Raw genomic sequence first — 14,323 nt, 5'->3', positions numbered from 1 at the left:
GCGCAGCCGGGGTCTCCCAGGCGACGGTCTCCCTGGTCATGGGCGACAAATGGCGCGGCCGCGTCTCCGAACGCACCGCCACGGCCGTCCGCACCGCCGCCCGCGAACTCGGCTACCGCCCCAACCTCGCCGCCCGCAACCTCCGCCTCGGCCGCACCCGCACCGCCCTCCTCGTCGTCCCCGCCCTCACCAACGAGATCTTCGCCCGCGTCCACACCGGCGCCGCCCGCGTCGCCGCCGAACACGGCATCGGCGTCCTCCTCTACCCCTCCCCCGACGGCACCGGCCCCGCCCGCGACCCCTTCGCCTCCGCCCGGGCCACCCTCGACGGCGTCATCGCCTCCTCCATGGCCGCCGACGCCCTCGACGCCCTCCGCGAAGGAGGCCTCCCCCTGGTCATGCTCGACAGCGACCCCAAACACCCCGAAGCCTCCGCCACCGTCAACCTCGACATCGCCGACGGCATGCGCCAGGTCGCCCACCACCTCCTCGACCTCGGCCACCGCCACTTCGGCCACCTCGCAGCCGACGTCGACTCCTGGACCTTCCGCGTACGCGCCCGCGCCCTCGCCGACACCCTCCGCACCGTCCCCGGCGCCACCGTCGTCCGCACCGAAACCGCCACACTCGACGTCACCGCCGGACGACAGGCCGCCGAACGCGCCCTCACCGGCCCCGGCCCCCGCCCCACCGCACTCGTCTGCGACGGCGACGTCCTCGCCGCCGGCGCCTGCAAAGCCGCCCGCAGACTCGGCCTGCGCATCCCGGAAGACGTCTCCGTCACCGGCTTCGACGACCTCTCCCTCGCCACCGCCGTCGAACCCGAACTCACCACCGTCCGGCTCCCCGCCGAAGCCGTCGGCGAAGCCGGCATGCGCGCCCTCATGACCGTCCTCGACGGCCGCACCCCCACCGCCGACGCCCTGCCCGTCCACCTCGTCACCCGCGGCTCCACCACACACAACGCCGCGCGCCCCGCGGGCAGTTGACCCAGCGGGGCGCGCGGCGCAAGCACCACGGAGAAACGGCGGAACTCAGTCCCCCGAACCCTGCTCCTCCGCATCGGAATCGGACTCGTCCTTCGTCAGATCGGAGGCCTCCGCCCCGGCCCCCGCCTCCAGCAGCCGGGACAACTGGCGGCCCAGCAGTCTCTTGAACTTGCGCTGCTGCGGCCGCGTCCGGTCCAGCACCGCGACCTCCAGCTGCTCCGCGGTCAGCGTCCGCTCACTGCCGTTGGTGTCCCGCGCGAGGGACTCCACCGCCAGCTTGAGCGCCTCCGCCAGCGTCATCCCGTCCCGGTGACGCTGGTCGAGATAACTGCTGATCTGATCCGCATTGCCGCCCACCGCGACCGAACCGTGCTCGTCGACGATCGAGCCGTCGTGCGGCAACCGGTAGATCTGATCGTCCTCCGGACCCGCACCCACCTCGGCGACGATCAGCTCGACCTCATACGGCTTCTCGGCCGCACTGGAGAAGATCGAACCCAGCGTCTGGGCATAGACGTTCGCCAGACCACGCGCCGTCACGTCGTCACGGTCGTAGGTGTAACCCCGCAGATCCGCGTACCGGACGCCGCCGATACGCAGATTCTCGAACTCGTTGTACTTCCCGACCGCCGCGAACGCGATCCGGTCGTAAATCTCGCTGACCTTGTGCAGCGCACGGGACGGGTTCTCGGCAACGAACACCACACCGTTGTCGTACTGAAGCACCACGACGCTCCGGCCGCGCGCAATGCCCTTGCGGGCGTACTCGGCACGGTCGGCCATGGCCTGCTGAGGTGAAACATAGAACGGCGTCGACACCGGCTATCCGTCCCTTTCTGTCAATGGCGAAAGCATGCAAGAAGCCCCGGACGAGCCCTAGAGCAGCGCGGCCCGCGGACCGTCCGGCTCCTCCAGCCGCCGCTCGTGAATCGCCCGGACGACCTCGGAGCACTCGGCCTCGGTGAGCCTCCGGAAACCCTCGTCCGTGATCACGGTGACGATCGGATAGATCCGGCGCGCCAGATCCGGCCCACCCGTCGCGGAGTCCTCGTCGGCCGCGTCGTACAACGCCTGCACCACCAGCGTCGTCGTCTGCTGCTCCGTCAGGTCCTCGCGGAACAGCTTCTTGAACGACCCGCGCGCGAAGAGCGAACCCGACCCCGTCGCCGCGAAGCCGTGCTCCTCCGAACGCCCGCCCGTCACGTCGTAGGAGAAGATCCGCCCCTTCTGGCGGTCCACGTCCCACCCGGCGAACAGCGGCACCACGGCCAGGCCCTGCATGGCCATGCCCAGATTGCTGCGGATCATCGTGGAGAGCCGGTTGGCCTTGCCCTCCAGGGAGAGCTGCACGCCCTCCACCTTCTCGAAGTGCTCCAGCTCCAGCTGGAACAGCTTGACCATCTCCACGGCGAGACCCGCCGTGCCGGCGATCCCGACCGCCGAGTACTCGTCGGCCGGAAAGACCTTCTCGATGTCCCGCTGCGCGATGAGATTGCCCATCGTCGCCCGCCGGTCACCGGCGAGCACCACGCCGCCCGGGAACGAGGCCGCGACGATCGTCGTCCCGTGCGGCGCCTCGATCACACCCTGCGCGGGCAGCTGCCGGTTGCGCGGGAGCAGGTCTGGCTGGTGGGCAGCCAGGAAGTCCATGAACGACGAGGAGCTGGGCGTCAGGAAGGCAGCTGGTAGACGCCCGATGCTACGAGGGTTGGCTTCCACACGTTTCCTTCCAGGTACGCGATGGCCCGGCGCATGGCGCCGACGTCATCTCTCAACTTTCCGAGTGCTGAGTTGCAGTTGAAGCACAGCACGCCACGGACCTTATCCGTCTCATGGCAATGATCCACATGCACTGCAGGAGCCGACAGGCAGATACAGCAGACACCTGCTTGCGCCGTGATCATCTCATCGCGCTGAGCCTCTGTGATGCCGTACGTCCGCTTGAGGTGGCCGGCACGCCCTTGGAGAGCACGGCATGCCTTGCAGCGCGTCGACAGCCCATCGGAGGCCGTTGCGTTCCGATGCCATTCCGAGTGCGGCTTGATCTCCCCGCACTGGCGGCAGTACTTGTGCCCGTCCGGAGCGTCCACTCTGGGGCGGACGTTCTTCCCCTTCGACTTCTGCCGCTCCTGGTGGTACTCGGCCGCACATGCTCTGCAGTAGCACTGCAACCCGTCAGGCATTGATCGATTGGCAGCGAACGCCTCGCGCGGCTTTTCCTGGCGACACCGCGCGCAGCGCTTCACGTCCTCCGACACCACCAGCCACCCCACCCTTTCACCTTCAATTCGAAGGTCATTGCCCCCCTTTCTGAACGAAACTTCGAACGAAGTCCTCCGCATTCTCCTCGAGCACATCATCGATTTCGTCCAGCACAGAGTCCACGTCGTCCGACAGCTTCTCGTGCCGCTCCTTGAGGTCCTCGGACGCCTGCGCATCCTGCGCCTGCTCCTCGACCTCCTCCGTCGAACGCGTGGCCTTCTGCTGCCCGCCGCCGGTGTCCTTTGTCGCCATGCCCCTCACCCCGCTCGTGTGTCGACGAAAGTTCCGTGTGCGATTGCGATCCCCGCGCAAGATCGACCCTACAAGCCGGATCCCGCCGGGGCCCTGCACTTGCTACAACGTCCCGGAACCACCGGGATGATTCCCGGTTCGCCCGGTTCTTAAGACCCTGCTCTGGCCTTGCTCAGCCCCCCGACAGCACCCGCACCAGCTCCTCCGCCGTGCGGCAGCGGTCCAGGAGTTCCTTGACGTGGTTGCGGGTGCCGCGCAGCGGTTCCAGGGTGGGGACGCGCTGCAGGGAGTCGCGGCCGGGGAGGTCGAAGATCACCGAGTCCCAGGAGGCCGCGGCCACGTCGTCCGCGTACTGCTCCAGGCAGCGGCCGCGGAAGTAGGCCCGGGTGTCCTCCGGGGGGGCCGTCCTGGCGCGGGCCACCTCGGTCTCGTCCAGCAGCCGCCGCATCTTGCCGCGGGCGGCGAGGCGGTTGTACAGGCCCTTCTCGGGGCGGACGTCCGCGTACTGCAGGTCCACCAGGTGCAGCCGGGCCGCGTCCCAGTCCAGGCCGTCGCGGCGGCGGTAGCCCTCCAGGAGCTCGCGCTTGGCGACCCAGTCGAGCTCGCCGGACAGGCTCATGGGGTCGCGCTCCAGCCGGTTGAGCACGTCCTCCCAGCGGCCCAGGACGTCCTTGGTCTGCTCGTCCGCGTCCGCGCCGAAGCGGTCCTCGACGTACTTGCGCGCCAGCTCGAAGTACTCCATCTGCAGCTGCACGGCGGTGAGTGTGCGGCCGCTGCGGAGGGTGATCAGGCGGCGCAGCGTGGGGTCGTGGCTGACCTGGTGGAGGGTGCGGACGGGCTGTTCGACGGCGAGGTCGGAGGCGATGAAGCCGTCCTCGATCATGGAGAGGACGAGGGCGGTGGTGCCGAGCTTGAGGTAGGTGGAGATCTCGGAGAGGTTGGCGTCGCCGATGATCACGTGGAGGCGGCGGTACTTCTCGGCGTCGGCGTGGGGCTCGTCGCGGGTGTTGATGATGGGCCGCTTGAGGGTGGTCTCCAGGCCGACCTCGACCTCGAAGTAGTCGGCGCGCTGGCTGATCTGGAAGCCGTGTTCGTGGCCGTCCTGGCCGATGCCGACGCGGCCGGCGCCGGTGACGACCTGGCGGCAGACGAAGAAGGGCGTCAGGTGGCGCACGATGTCCGAGAAGGGGGTTTCCCGCTTCATCAGGTAGTTCTCGTGGGTGCCGTAGGAGGCGCCTTTGTTGTCGGTGTTGTTCTTGTAGAGGTGGATCGGCTGGGCTCCGGGCAGCTGGGCGGCGCGCTCGGCGGCCTCGGCCATGATCCGTTCGCCGGCCTTGTCCCAGAGGACGGCGTCCCGGGGGTTGGTGATCTCCGGGGAGCTGTACTCGGGGTGCGCGTGGTCGACGTAGAGCCGTGCCCCGTTGGTGAGGATGACGTTGGCCAGGCCGATGTCCTCGTCGGTGAGCTGGCTGGAGTCTGCGGCCTCGCGGGCGAGGTCGAAGCCGCGGGCGTCCCGCAGCGGGTTCTCCTCCTCGAAGTCCCAGCGGGCACGGCGTGCCCGGTGCATCGCGGCCGCGTAGGCGTTGACGATCTGGGACGAGGTGAGCATGGCATTGGCGTTCGGGTGACCGGGGACGGAGATCCCGTACTCCGTCTCGATGCCCATTACTCGCCGTACGGTCATGCGGCCCTCCTTGCCCGGCGGCGCCCCGGGATGGGGTCCGCGCTCAAGTACCGCTGCGCTTCCGGTCCGTGTGCGTCCCCCACGCGCTGCGCGGCGGTACCAGAGAGCCTAGAACGGCTTTGCGGCGCTGGGGAGATCATTACAGTCATTGCTCCGGTTCGTGCCGTGCCGGGGCCCGCGGGGCGCGGGGCGCGGCCGGCAAAAGCACGACCGGCCGCGGACGCCCTGGGAGCCCCCCGCCGGGAGGGGCGGGGGAAGGACATCCGCAGCCGGACGGCGGTGCTACAGGTACTGGCCGGTATTGGCCACGGTGTCGATGGAGCGGCCGGTGTCGGCGCCCTGCTTTCCGGTGACGAGGGTGCGGATGAAGACGATCCGCTCGCCCTTCTTTCCGGAGATGCGGGCCCAGTCGTCGGGGTTGGTGGTGTTGGGGAGGTCCTCGTTCTCCTTGAACTCGTCGACGCAGGCGGCGAGCAGGTGGGAGACGCGGAGGCCCTTCTGGTTGTGGTCGAGGAAGGCCTTGATGGCCATCTTCTTGGCCCGGTCCACGATGTTCTGGATCATGGCGCCGGAGTTGAAGTCCTTGAAGTAGAGGACTTCCTTGTCACCGTTGGCGTAGGTGACCTCCAGGAAGCGGTTCTCCTCGGATTCCGCGTACATCTGCTCGACGACGGACTGGATCATGCCGTCGACCGTGGCCCGGGCGTCTCCCCCGTGCTCGGCGAGGTCGTCGGCGTGCAGTGGCAGGGTTCGGGTGAGGTACTTCGAGAAGATGTCCTTGGCGGCCTCGGCGTCCGGGCGCTCGATCTTGATCTTCACGTCGAGCCGGCCGGGGCGCAGGATCGCGGGGTCGATCATGTCCTCGCGGTTGGAGGCGCCGATGACGATGACGTTCTCCAGGCCCTCCACGCCGTCGATCTCGGAGAGCAGCTGGGGGACGATGGTGTTCTCCACGTCCGAGCTGACGCCGGATCCGCGGGTGCGGAAGAGGGAGTCCATCTCGTCGAAGAAGACGATGACGGGGGTGCCCTCGCTGGCCTTCTCCCGGGCGCGCTGGAAGATCAGCCGGATGTGCCGCTCGGTCTCGCCGACGTACTTGTTGAGGAGTTCGGGGCCCTTGATGTTGAGGAAGAAGCTCTTCCCCGCGGGCTTGCCGGTGACCTCGGCGACCTTCTTGGCAAGGGAGTTGGCGACGGCCTTGGCGATGAGCGTCTTGCCGCAGCCGGGGGGGCCGTAGAGCAGAACGCCCTTGGGCGGCCGGAGTTCGTGCTCCTTGAAGAGGTCGGGGTAGAGGTAGGGGAGTTCGACGGCGTCGCGGATCAGCTCGATCTGGTTTCCCAGGCCGCCGATCTTGGAGTAGTCGATGTCCGGGACCTCTTCGAGGACGAGTTCCTCGACCTCGCTCTTGGGGATGACCTCGTAGACGTAGCCGGAGCGGGTCTCCAGGAGCAGGGCGTCGCCGGGGCGGATGGTGGCATCCAGCAGTGGCTCGGCGAGCCTCACCACCCGTTCCTCGTCGGTGTGTCCGATGACGAGGGCCCGTTCGCCGTCCTCGAGGATCTCCTTGAGGGTGACGATGTCGCCGTGCCGCTCGAAGGCCATCGCGTCGACCACGTTGAGCGCCTCGTTGAGCATGACCTCCTGGCCGCGCCTGAGGTCCTCGAGTTCGACGCTGGGGCTGACGTTGACCCGGAGTTTGCGGCCTCCGGTGAAGATGTCGGCCGTGCCGTCCTCGTTGCCCTGCAGGAAGACGCCGAAGCCTGCGGGCGGCTGGGCGAGCCGGTCGACTTCTTCCTTGAGGGCCACGATCTGATCGCGGGCCTCACGCAGGGTGTTCGCGAGCCGCTCGTTCTGTGCGGAGACGCCGGCCAGGTTGGTCTGGAGCTCGACGATGCGCTCTTCGAGAATCCTCGTGTGGCGCGGAGAGTCGGCGAGCTTGCGTCGCAGGACGGCGATCTCCTGCTCAAGGTAGGCAACCTGGCCCGCGGGGTCGTCGGACCCTCGTCCCGGCCGGATGCCGCGGTTCATGTCGTCGTCGTGGGCTGCCACGGTCCTCACCTCCTCCAAGGGGAGCTGGACGCTTCCTGACCCTACCTGGGCCGGTGCAGGTTGAAACCCCTAGATCACAAACCCGGTCGGAGTGTGTCCGATCTTCACCCTTGCGCACGTCCTCACGGGAGGGGGATACCCACCCATCAACATCGGAAAGCGGGCGGTTGTATCGTCGACTCGGTCAACACCCGTCAGGGCTGGCTCCATTTGATTCACGTACGCAGGAAACGGCAGGCGAGACGACCGTGCAGAACGAAGGCCTCAGCGAGCTGGAAGTCTGGATCGACCAGGACCTGTGCACCGGTGACGGTATCTGTGTGCAGTACGCGCCCGAGGTCTTCGAGCTGGACATCGACGGCCTGGCGTATGTGAAGAGCGCGGACGACGAACTGCTGCAGGACAAGGGTGCCACGACTCCGGTTCCGCTGACGTTGCTGAACGATGTCCGGGACTCGGCGAAGGAGTGCCCCGGCGAGTGCATCCATGTGCGCCGGGTGTCCGACAAGGTCGAGGTGCACGGCCCCGACGCGGAGTGACGGGTCACACACTCCCTGCGACGGGAAGTGCGGTGAGGCCGAACTTCCCGTCGGCCCACCGCCATTCGACGGCCCGGCGCAGATCCGGGCAGCATCGCGGCACGCTCGCCCCGGAGTAGCCGAGCAGGGTGGCCGAAATCCTGTCGTCCGTCGCGGTGAAGGCGGTGACGCTCATCTTCTGCCGCGGGTCGACGAGCGTGGCGACGACGCGGGGCGGTTCGCCCTTCGCGGCCGGTGCGCCGAGGACGTAGACGCCGCTGGGCGGTGTGCCTCCGCCGGCGCGGCAGCGCACGACGGCGGCCGTCTCGGGGCGGCCGTCCCCGTCCAGGTCCGCCGCCTCCTGCTTGACGACCTCCACGGGCGTCCGGCCGCAGTCCAGGGGGAAGTGGGCGGCGCGGGCGTCGGGTGCGGGGGAACGCATCGCCACGGGTGCGGTGGTGTCGCCGGGGCCCAGCAGGGCGGTGCCCGCGATGACCGCGGCGAGCGCGGCGGCGGTGCCGAGCCAGTGCGCGGGGCGGGGGCGGGCGTGCGGGAGGGGCTGCGGCCCGGCAGGGTGCACGTGACTCCTGAGGATGCGCAAGGACGTGGATCTTCCGCATCGTGCCATACGACTTGTCGCCGGGGAACAGCGGCTCGCCCTCAACGCAGCGGCGCCGCCGCCGAGTTCCGCGGTGTGCGGGACCCGGTGGCGGCGCCGGTGGCGTGGCACCAGGGGCTCAGCCCTTGTTGGGGCCTTCGTAGTCCTCTCCGTACGCGCCCTTCGCCGGACGGCGGCGGCGCATCGGCGGCTCGACGCCGTCGGCGAGGCGGCGGGCGGTGACGAGGAAGCCGGTGTGGCCGATCATCCGGTGGTCGGGGCGGACGGCCAGGCCCTCGACGTGCCAGTTGCGGATCATCGACTCCCACGGCTGCGGTTCGGCGAAGCAGCCGATCTCGCGGATGGACTCGACGGTGCGCGCGAGCTGGGTGGTGGTGGCCACGTAGCAGCAGAGGATGCCGCCGGGCACGAGTGCCTTGCGGACGGCTTCCAGGCACTCCCAGGGGGCGAGCATGTCCAGGATGACCCGGTCGACGTCGGTGTCGGAGAGGTTGTCCTGGAGGTCGCCGACGGTGAGCTGCCAGGCGGGGTGCGGGCCGCCGAAGTAGCGCTCCACGTTCTGCTGGGCGATCTCGGCGAAGTCGGCGCGGCGCTCGTAGGAGTGCAGCATGCCCTGGTCGCCGATGGCGCGCAGCAGGAAGCTGCTCAGGGAGCCGGAGCCGACACCGGCCTCCACGACGCGGGCGCCGGGGAAGATGTCGGCGAATGCCAGGATCTGCCCCGCGTCCTTGGGGTAGACCACGGCGGCTCCGCGCGGCATGGACAGGACGTAGTCGGGGAGCAGGGGGCGCAGCGCGAGGTAGGCGACGTTTCCCGTGGTACGGACAACACTGCCCTCGGGGGCACCGATCAGCTCGTCGTGCGGGAAGGCACCCTTGTGGGTGTGGAACTGCTTCCCGGCTTCGAGCGTGAAGGTGTAGTGGCGTCCCTTGGGGTCGGTGAGCTGGACCTGGTCCCCGACCTGGAAGGGGCCGCGACGGCGGGCGGCACCGGTCGGTTCGGACATGTGACCAGCCTACCGGGTGGCCTGCGGCCTGCCGACCACGAGTGCGGTGCGGGGCGCCTCGTAGGGGCGCGGGGCTGTGCACATGTGCGGCTCCGCCGCGTGGGCGCGACCGGGCGCCCTGTAAGGGGCGCGGGGAACTGCGCGATCAGCCACCCACGGCCTGCAGCCGACGCACCACCCCAGGGGTCCGGGGCGAAGCCCCGGGGACGTCGGCTGCGGGTGCGTCGTGGTTGCTCGCGCAGTTCCCCGCGCCCCTACGGGGCGCCCGGCCTCGCCATCGCGGCCACGAAGGCCCGTTCCACGTCCGCCGTGGACAGGACGCCGTAGATCTCGCCGCTCTCCTCCGTCACGAGGTACTCGGTCGCGGGGTGGGCGCGGAGGGTCTCCAGGAGGTCCTCGCCGGTGAGCTCGGCGGAGACGTGCATCTCCGCGGTGAGGTCCTGGGCGAGGCCGCCGACGGCGACCCAGGGGCGGCGGTGCTGGGGCACGGCGACGATGGCGGCCTCGCGGACGAGCGCGGTCGGGGTGCCCTGGCCGTCGACGACCACCAGGGCCCGGGCGCCCGCCTCGTTGGCGCGGCGCAGGGCCTCGGAGAGCGGGGTGGCGGCGACGACGGGGACGGCGCGGCGGGTGAGGGTGCGGGCGCGCAGGCGGGGCAGGTGCTCGCGGAGGCGGGCCATGCGGAGGCTGTTGCCGGCGCCGGTCCAGATGATGGCGGCGAGGATGGCGGCGAGCAGGGCGTCGGTGAGCGAGTCGACGCCGCCGAAGTCGGCGGGGGCGTCGCCGAGGCCGCCGTGGGTGAGCAGGGGCAGGCCGACGAGCACGGAGACGGCGAGGGCCCGTCCGACCCAGGCGGCGGCGATGGTTCCGGTCATGGCCCGGCCGCTGATCTTCCAGACGACGGCGCGGAGCATCCGGCCGCCGTCCAGGGGCAGCCCGGGCAGCAGGTTGAAGACGGCCACGAGCAGGTTGGAGATCATCAGCCCGGCGAGCAGGACGCCGGGGACGGTGGCGGGCTCGACGGCGAGCCAGCCGAGGTAGAACAGGCCGGCCAGGACGAGGGAGAGCAGGGGGCCGACGAAGGCGAGGACGAATTCGCGGCCCGGGGTCTCGCTCTCCTTCTCGATCTCGGAGACGCCGCCGAAGAACTGCAGCTGGATGCGGCGCACCGGGAGCTTGAAGCGCAGGGCGGCCACGGTGTGGGCGAGTTCGTGGACGAGCACGGAGGCGTAGAAGGCGACCGCGAAGAAGAGGGAGACCAGGTAGCGGGCGCGGCCCAGTTCGGGCAGCACCCGGTCGAGCTGGCCGCCGAAGACCCAGGTGATCAGGGCGGCGACGAGGAACCAGCTGGGGGCGACGTAGACGGGCACGCCGAAGGGCCGGCCCATGAGGATGCCGCCGCCGGTGCCGCGCGGGCGCGGCGGCCTGCGGTCCCCGGGGTCGCTCTGCCCGCCGGCTCCCCCGCCGTCGGATCGGCCCTGGCCGCTTGTCTCCACGGTGTCGGTGTCCCCTCGTCGGATGCGTTCCCCCCGCACCCGCCCGGTGCGCTGTCTTTTCACACGATCATGCAGTGCGGGGACCCCTGCCGTCGATGGTATGCGCCCGGCTGTCGGTGACGGGCCGTAGGGTTCTGTGTCATGGATACCGCCACCGAGCATTCCGCCGTTCCGGCCCCGGAGGGGGCGGGCGGCCGTATTCCCGCGCAGTCCCGGCCGTCGCGCCCGGTGTCGCTGTCGCCGTCGCGGGCGGCGGACTTCATGCGGTGTCCGCTGCTCTACCGCTTCCGGGTGATCGACCGGCTGCCGGAGAAGCCCAGTGCGGCGGCGACCCGGGGCACGGTGGTGCACGCGGTGCTGGAGCGGCTCTTCGACGCCCCGGCGGCCGAGCGCACCGTGCCGCGGGCGCGCGGGATGGTGCCGGGCGCGTGGGAGGAGCTGCTGGCCGCGCGTCCGGAGCTGGCGGAGCTGTTCGCGCAGGAGGACGGCTCGCAGGACGCGCAGCAGCTGGGGAAGTGGCTGGCGGACGCCGAGCGGCTGGTGGAGCGCTGGTTCACGCTGGAGGATCCGGCGCGGCTGGAGCCGGCGGAGCGCGAGCTGGTGGTGGAGACGACGCTGGACTCGGGCCTGCTGCTGCGCGGCATCGTGGACCGGCTGGATGTGGCGCCCTCGGGCGAGGTGCGCATCGTGGACTACAAGACGGGCAAGGCCCCGGCCCCGCAGTACCGCCAGGACGCGCTGTTCCAGATGATGTTCTACGCGCTGGTGGTGTGGCGGCTGCGCGGGCAGGTGCCGCGCCGGCTGCAGCTGGTCTATCTGGGCAGCGGGGACGTGCTGACGTACGACCCGGTCGAGGCGGAGCTGCTGGCGGTGGAGCGCAAGCTGCGCGCGCTGTGGGACGCGATCGTGCTGGCCACGGAGACGGGTGACTGGCGTCCGCGGCCGACGAAGCTGTGCGGCTGGTGCGACCACCAGGCGGTCTGCCCGGAATTCGGCGGCACTCCCCCGCCGTATCCGCTGGCCGTGGAGGCTCAGGGCAGAATGGACCCGGTCTAGCAAAGGAGTTCTCCTGTGGCGATCCGTGTCCTGTTGGTCGACGACCAGCCGCTGCTGCGCACCGGCTTCCGCATGATCCTGGAGGCCGAGCAGGACCTGGCCGTCGTCGGGGAGGCCGGGGACGGCCTGCAGGCGCTCGACCAGGTGCGTGCGCTGCAGCCCGATGTGGTGCTGATGGACATCCGGATGCCCCGGATGGACGGCGTCGAGGCGACCCGGCAGATCACCGGCCCGGAGCGCAACGGCCCGGCCAAGGTGCTGGTGCTGACGACCTTCGATCTCGACGAGTACGTGGTGGAGGCGCTGCGCGCGGGGGCCAGCGGTTTCCTGCTCAAGGACGCTCCCGCGCACGAACTGGTGCAGGCGATCCGGGTGGTGGCGGGCGGCGAGGCGATGCTGGCGCCGAGCATCACGCGGCGGCTGCTGGACAAGTACGCGGGTCATCTGCCGTCGGGCGAGGAGCCGTTGCCGGACACGCTGCACACGCTGACCGACCGTGAGGTCGAGGTGCTGAAGCTGGTGGCGCGGGGTCTGTCGAATGCGGAGATCGCGGCGGATCTGTTCGTCAGCGAGACGACGGTCAAGACGCACGTGGGGCATGTGCTGACGAAGCTGGGCCTGCGGGACCGGGTGCAGGCGGCGGTCTATGCCTACGAGAGCGGGCTGGTGCGCCCCGGCGCGCAGTAGGCGGCACCGGGGCGCGGGAGGGGGATCGGCGGGTCAGCTCTTGTTGGCGGACTTGCCGATCTCCCAGAAGCGGAAGACGGTCGAGGCGTCGAGCGTCCATTGCAGGCCGGAGATGCGGGAGTTGGCGACCACGTACTGCTTGCCCTGCCACAGCGGCAGGACGGGCAGGTCCTGGGCGACGGTGTTCTGCAGTCTGGCGAAGTCGTCGACGGTGGCGGAGCGGCTGCCCTGTGCGGCGGTGGCCGGCAGGATCTTCTCCGCTATCTCCTTGGACTCGTAGTTGTTGGCCAGTTCGCTGTCCTCGCCGAAGAACGGCGCGGTGAAGTTGTCCGGGTCGGGGTAGTCGGGGATCCAGCCCTTGACGTAGACGCCGTAGGCGCCGGCGTGGACGCCCTTCTCGTACTCCTCGAACGGGACGCTCTTGACGTCGGCCTCGAACAGACCGCTGTCGTTGAGCTGCTTGGCGATCTCCTGGAACTCGGCGACGGTGCCGGGCCCGTAGCGGATGGGCGTGGCCCACAGGGTGAGCTTGACCTTGCCGTGGATGCCCTCGGACTGCAGGGCCGCGGCGGCCTTGGCGGGCTGGGGGCGGTCGCCGTAGAGGTCGAAGTACGAGGTCTTGTGGCCGGTGATGCCGCTGGGGACGACCGAGTAGAGCGGTTCGGCGGTGCGCTTGTAGACGTCGCGGACGAGTGCGCTGCGGTCGACGAGGTAGGCGATGGCCTTGCGGACCCCGGCCTTGCCGGCCACCGGGTCCTTGGTGTTGAAGACCATGTGCTGGATCTCGGCGCTGGAGCCCTCGATCACATTGAGCTTGTTCTTGTCGTCGGCGTCCACCGCCTGCAGGTCGGCGATGTCCTTCATGGCCAGGCCGCGGTAGGCGAGGTCCACGTCGCCCTTCTGGACGGCGTCCTTGAGTTCCGCCTGCTCGCCGTGGAAGAACTTCAGCGTCATGCCGCTGTTCTGCACGGTGGCCGGGCCCTTGTAGGAGCCGTTGACCTTGAAGACGGCCTTGGACTTGTCGAAGGAGTCCAGCTTGTAGACGCCGGAGCCGACGGCCTTGCCGTCGGTGCGCAGCTTGTCCATCGGGTACTCGGTGTGGTCGACGATGGAGCCGGCACCGGAGGCGATCTTCTGCGGGAAGGTGGCGTCGGGGCGCTTGAGGTGGAAGACCACGGTGGACTTGTCGGGCGTCTTGATGTCCCCGATGGTGGAGAGCATCGCGGCGGCCGGGCCGTCCTTGTCGTTGATCTTCATCGTGCGGCGGAAGGACCAGGCGACGTCCTCGGAGGTGAGGGGGTGGCCGTTGGTGAACTTCAGCCCGTCCTGCAGCGTGCACTCGTAGGTCTGGCTGGAGTGGTCCTTGAAGGTGCAGCTCTTGGCCGCCTCCGGGGTCGGGACGGTGCTGCCCTTGGGGAAGCTCATCAGCGACTGGAAGACGTTGTTGAACAGCAGCCAGGATCCGGGGTCGTAACCCGAGGCGGGGTCGGTGGTCACGACCTCGTCGGTCATCCCCATGACCACCGACTGCCCGGTGCCGGCCGCCTTGCCGTCCTCCGATCCGCACCCGCTGAGCAGGGCGGCGGCGAGCCCCGCGCCGAGCGGGGCGGCGAGCCACTGGTCACGTTTCTTCACTTGCACGTTCCTCACAGTTCTCGACTGAGGCGGTGACGGGTGACGGCCGCCGTGGGGCTGCTGAGATCGT

At 69.8% G+C, this 14,323-nt stretch carries 14 protein-coding genes; 4 read left to right on the top strand and 10 right to left on the bottom strand.

The window, feature by feature from the left end:
- Nucleotides 1-38 precede the first annotated feature (38 nt).
- Nucleotides 39-989 (top strand): LacI family DNA-binding transcriptional regulator, encoded by a 951-nt coding sequence (locus ACMATS_RS30330; RefSeq protein WP_414170825.1) that lies wholly within the window; start codon nt 39-41, stop codon nt 987-989.
- Nucleotides 990-1,034: 45 nt separating this feature from the next.
- Here the strand turns inward: ACMATS_RS30330 and prcA are convergent, their stop codons facing one another.
- The 6 genes from prcA to arc all read right to left on the bottom strand — a co-directional run bounded on the left by prcA (nt 1,035) and on the right by arc (nt 7,236).
- On the bottom strand, nt 1,035-1,808 hold the full coding sequence (gene prcA / locus ACMATS_RS30325) for a proteasome subunit alpha (protein ID WP_391154223.1): 774 nt from the start codon (nt 1,806-1,808) through the stop codon (nt 1,035-1,037).
- A 57-nt stretch (nt 1,809-1,865) separates the two neighbouring features.
- Nucleotides 1,866-2,708, bottom strand: coding sequence for a proteasome subunit beta (gene prcB, locus ACMATS_RS30320; protein ID WP_414169699.1), 843 nt, complete (start codon nt 2,706-2,708; stop codon nt 1,866-1,868).
- Nucleotides 2,660-3,253 (bottom strand): endonuclease VII domain-containing protein, encoded by a 594-nt coding sequence (locus tag ACMATS_RS30315; protein ID WP_414170824.1) that lies wholly within the window; start codon nt 3,251-3,253, stop codon nt 2,660-2,662. Before ACMATS_RS30315 ends, prcB begins: the two co-directional genes overlap by 49 nt.
- Before the next feature lie 31 nt (nt 3,254-3,284).
- The gene (locus ACMATS_RS30310) at nt 3,285-3,503 is read right to left on the bottom strand and encodes a ubiquitin-like protein Pup (RefSeq protein ID WP_030608326.1); all 219 of its coding nucleotides are present in this window, start codon (nt 3,501-3,503) and stop codon (nt 3,285-3,287) included.
- A gap of 172 nt (nt 3,504-3,675) precedes the next feature.
- Nucleotides 3,676-5,187, bottom strand: coding sequence for a depupylase/deamidase Dop (gene dop / locus ACMATS_RS30305; RefSeq protein WP_390778956.1), 1,512 nt, complete (start codon nt 5,185-5,187; stop codon nt 3,676-3,678).
- Between the two features lie 282 nt (nt 5,188-5,469).
- Nucleotides 5,470-7,236, bottom strand: a complete 1,767-nt coding sequence (gene arc, locus ACMATS_RS30300) for a proteasome ATPase (RefSeq protein WP_390778955.1) — start codon at nt 7,234-7,236, stop codon at nt 5,470-5,472.
- Between the two features lie 248 nt (nt 7,237-7,484).
- Here arc and ACMATS_RS30295 point away from each other — a divergent pair, with 248 nt between their 5' ends.
- Complete coding sequence (locus ACMATS_RS30295) at nt 7,485-7,775, top strand: ferredoxin (protein WP_390778954.1); 291 nt, start codon at nt 7,485-7,487, stop codon at nt 7,773-7,775.
- 4 nt (nt 7,776-7,779) lie between these two features.
- On the opposite strand, the gene ACMATS_RS30290 is transcribed toward ACMATS_RS30295, so the two are convergent.
- From ACMATS_RS30290 to ACMATS_RS30280, 3 genes are all read right to left on the bottom strand, one after another.
- Nucleotides 7,780-8,334, bottom strand: a complete 555-nt coding sequence (locus ACMATS_RS30290; RefSeq protein WP_336414240.1) for a hypothetical protein — start codon at nt 8,332-8,334, stop codon at nt 7,780-7,782.
- 157 nt (nt 8,335-8,491) lie between these two features.
- A complete protein-coding gene (locus ACMATS_RS30285) occupies nt 8,492-9,379 on the bottom strand; it encodes a tRNA (adenine-N1)-methyltransferase (protein WP_171080361.1) in 888 nt (295 codons plus the stop codon).
- A gap of 254 nt (nt 9,380-9,633) precedes the next feature.
- Nucleotides 9,634-10,875 carry a site-2 protease family protein gene (locus ACMATS_RS30280; protein WP_414169698.1) on the bottom strand — a complete coding sequence of 414 codons (1,242 nt, stop codon included), beginning with the start codon at nt 10,873-10,875 and terminating at the stop codon, nt 9,634-9,636.
- Nucleotides 10,876-11,016: 141 nt separating this feature from the next.
- Between ACMATS_RS30280 and ACMATS_RS30275 the strand changes: the two genes are divergently transcribed.
- Together ACMATS_RS30275 and ACMATS_RS30270 are read left to right on the top strand one after the other, a co-directional pair.
- Nucleotides 11,017-11,931, top strand: a complete 915-nt coding sequence (locus ACMATS_RS30275; protein WP_414169697.1) for a RecB family exonuclease — start codon at nt 11,017-11,019, stop codon at nt 11,929-11,931.
- A gap of 15 nt (nt 11,932-11,946) precedes the next feature.
- Nucleotides 11,947-12,618: a response regulator gene (locus tag ACMATS_RS30270; RefSeq protein WP_087928839.1), complete on the top strand. Its 672-nt coding sequence runs from the start codon at nt 11,947-11,949 to the stop codon at nt 12,616-12,618.
- A 33-nt stretch (nt 12,619-12,651) separates the two neighbouring features.
- Here the strand turns inward: ACMATS_RS30270 and ACMATS_RS30265 are convergent, their stop codons facing one another.
- Nucleotides 12,652-14,253 (bottom strand): ABC transporter substrate-binding protein, encoded by a 1,602-nt coding sequence (locus ACMATS_RS30265; protein WP_390778950.1) that lies wholly within the window; start codon nt 14,251-14,253, stop codon nt 12,652-12,654.
- Nucleotides 14,254-14,323 lie beyond the last annotated feature (70 nt).

The organism is Streptoverticillium reticulum (assembly GCF_047456005.1).
GTDB lineage: Bacteria > Actinomycetota > Actinomycetes > Streptomycetales > Streptomycetaceae > Streptomyces > Streptomyces reticulum.
The sequence above is the reverse complement of the archived record's forward strand: the minus strand, read 5'-3'. Positions and strand labels throughout refer to the sequence as shown.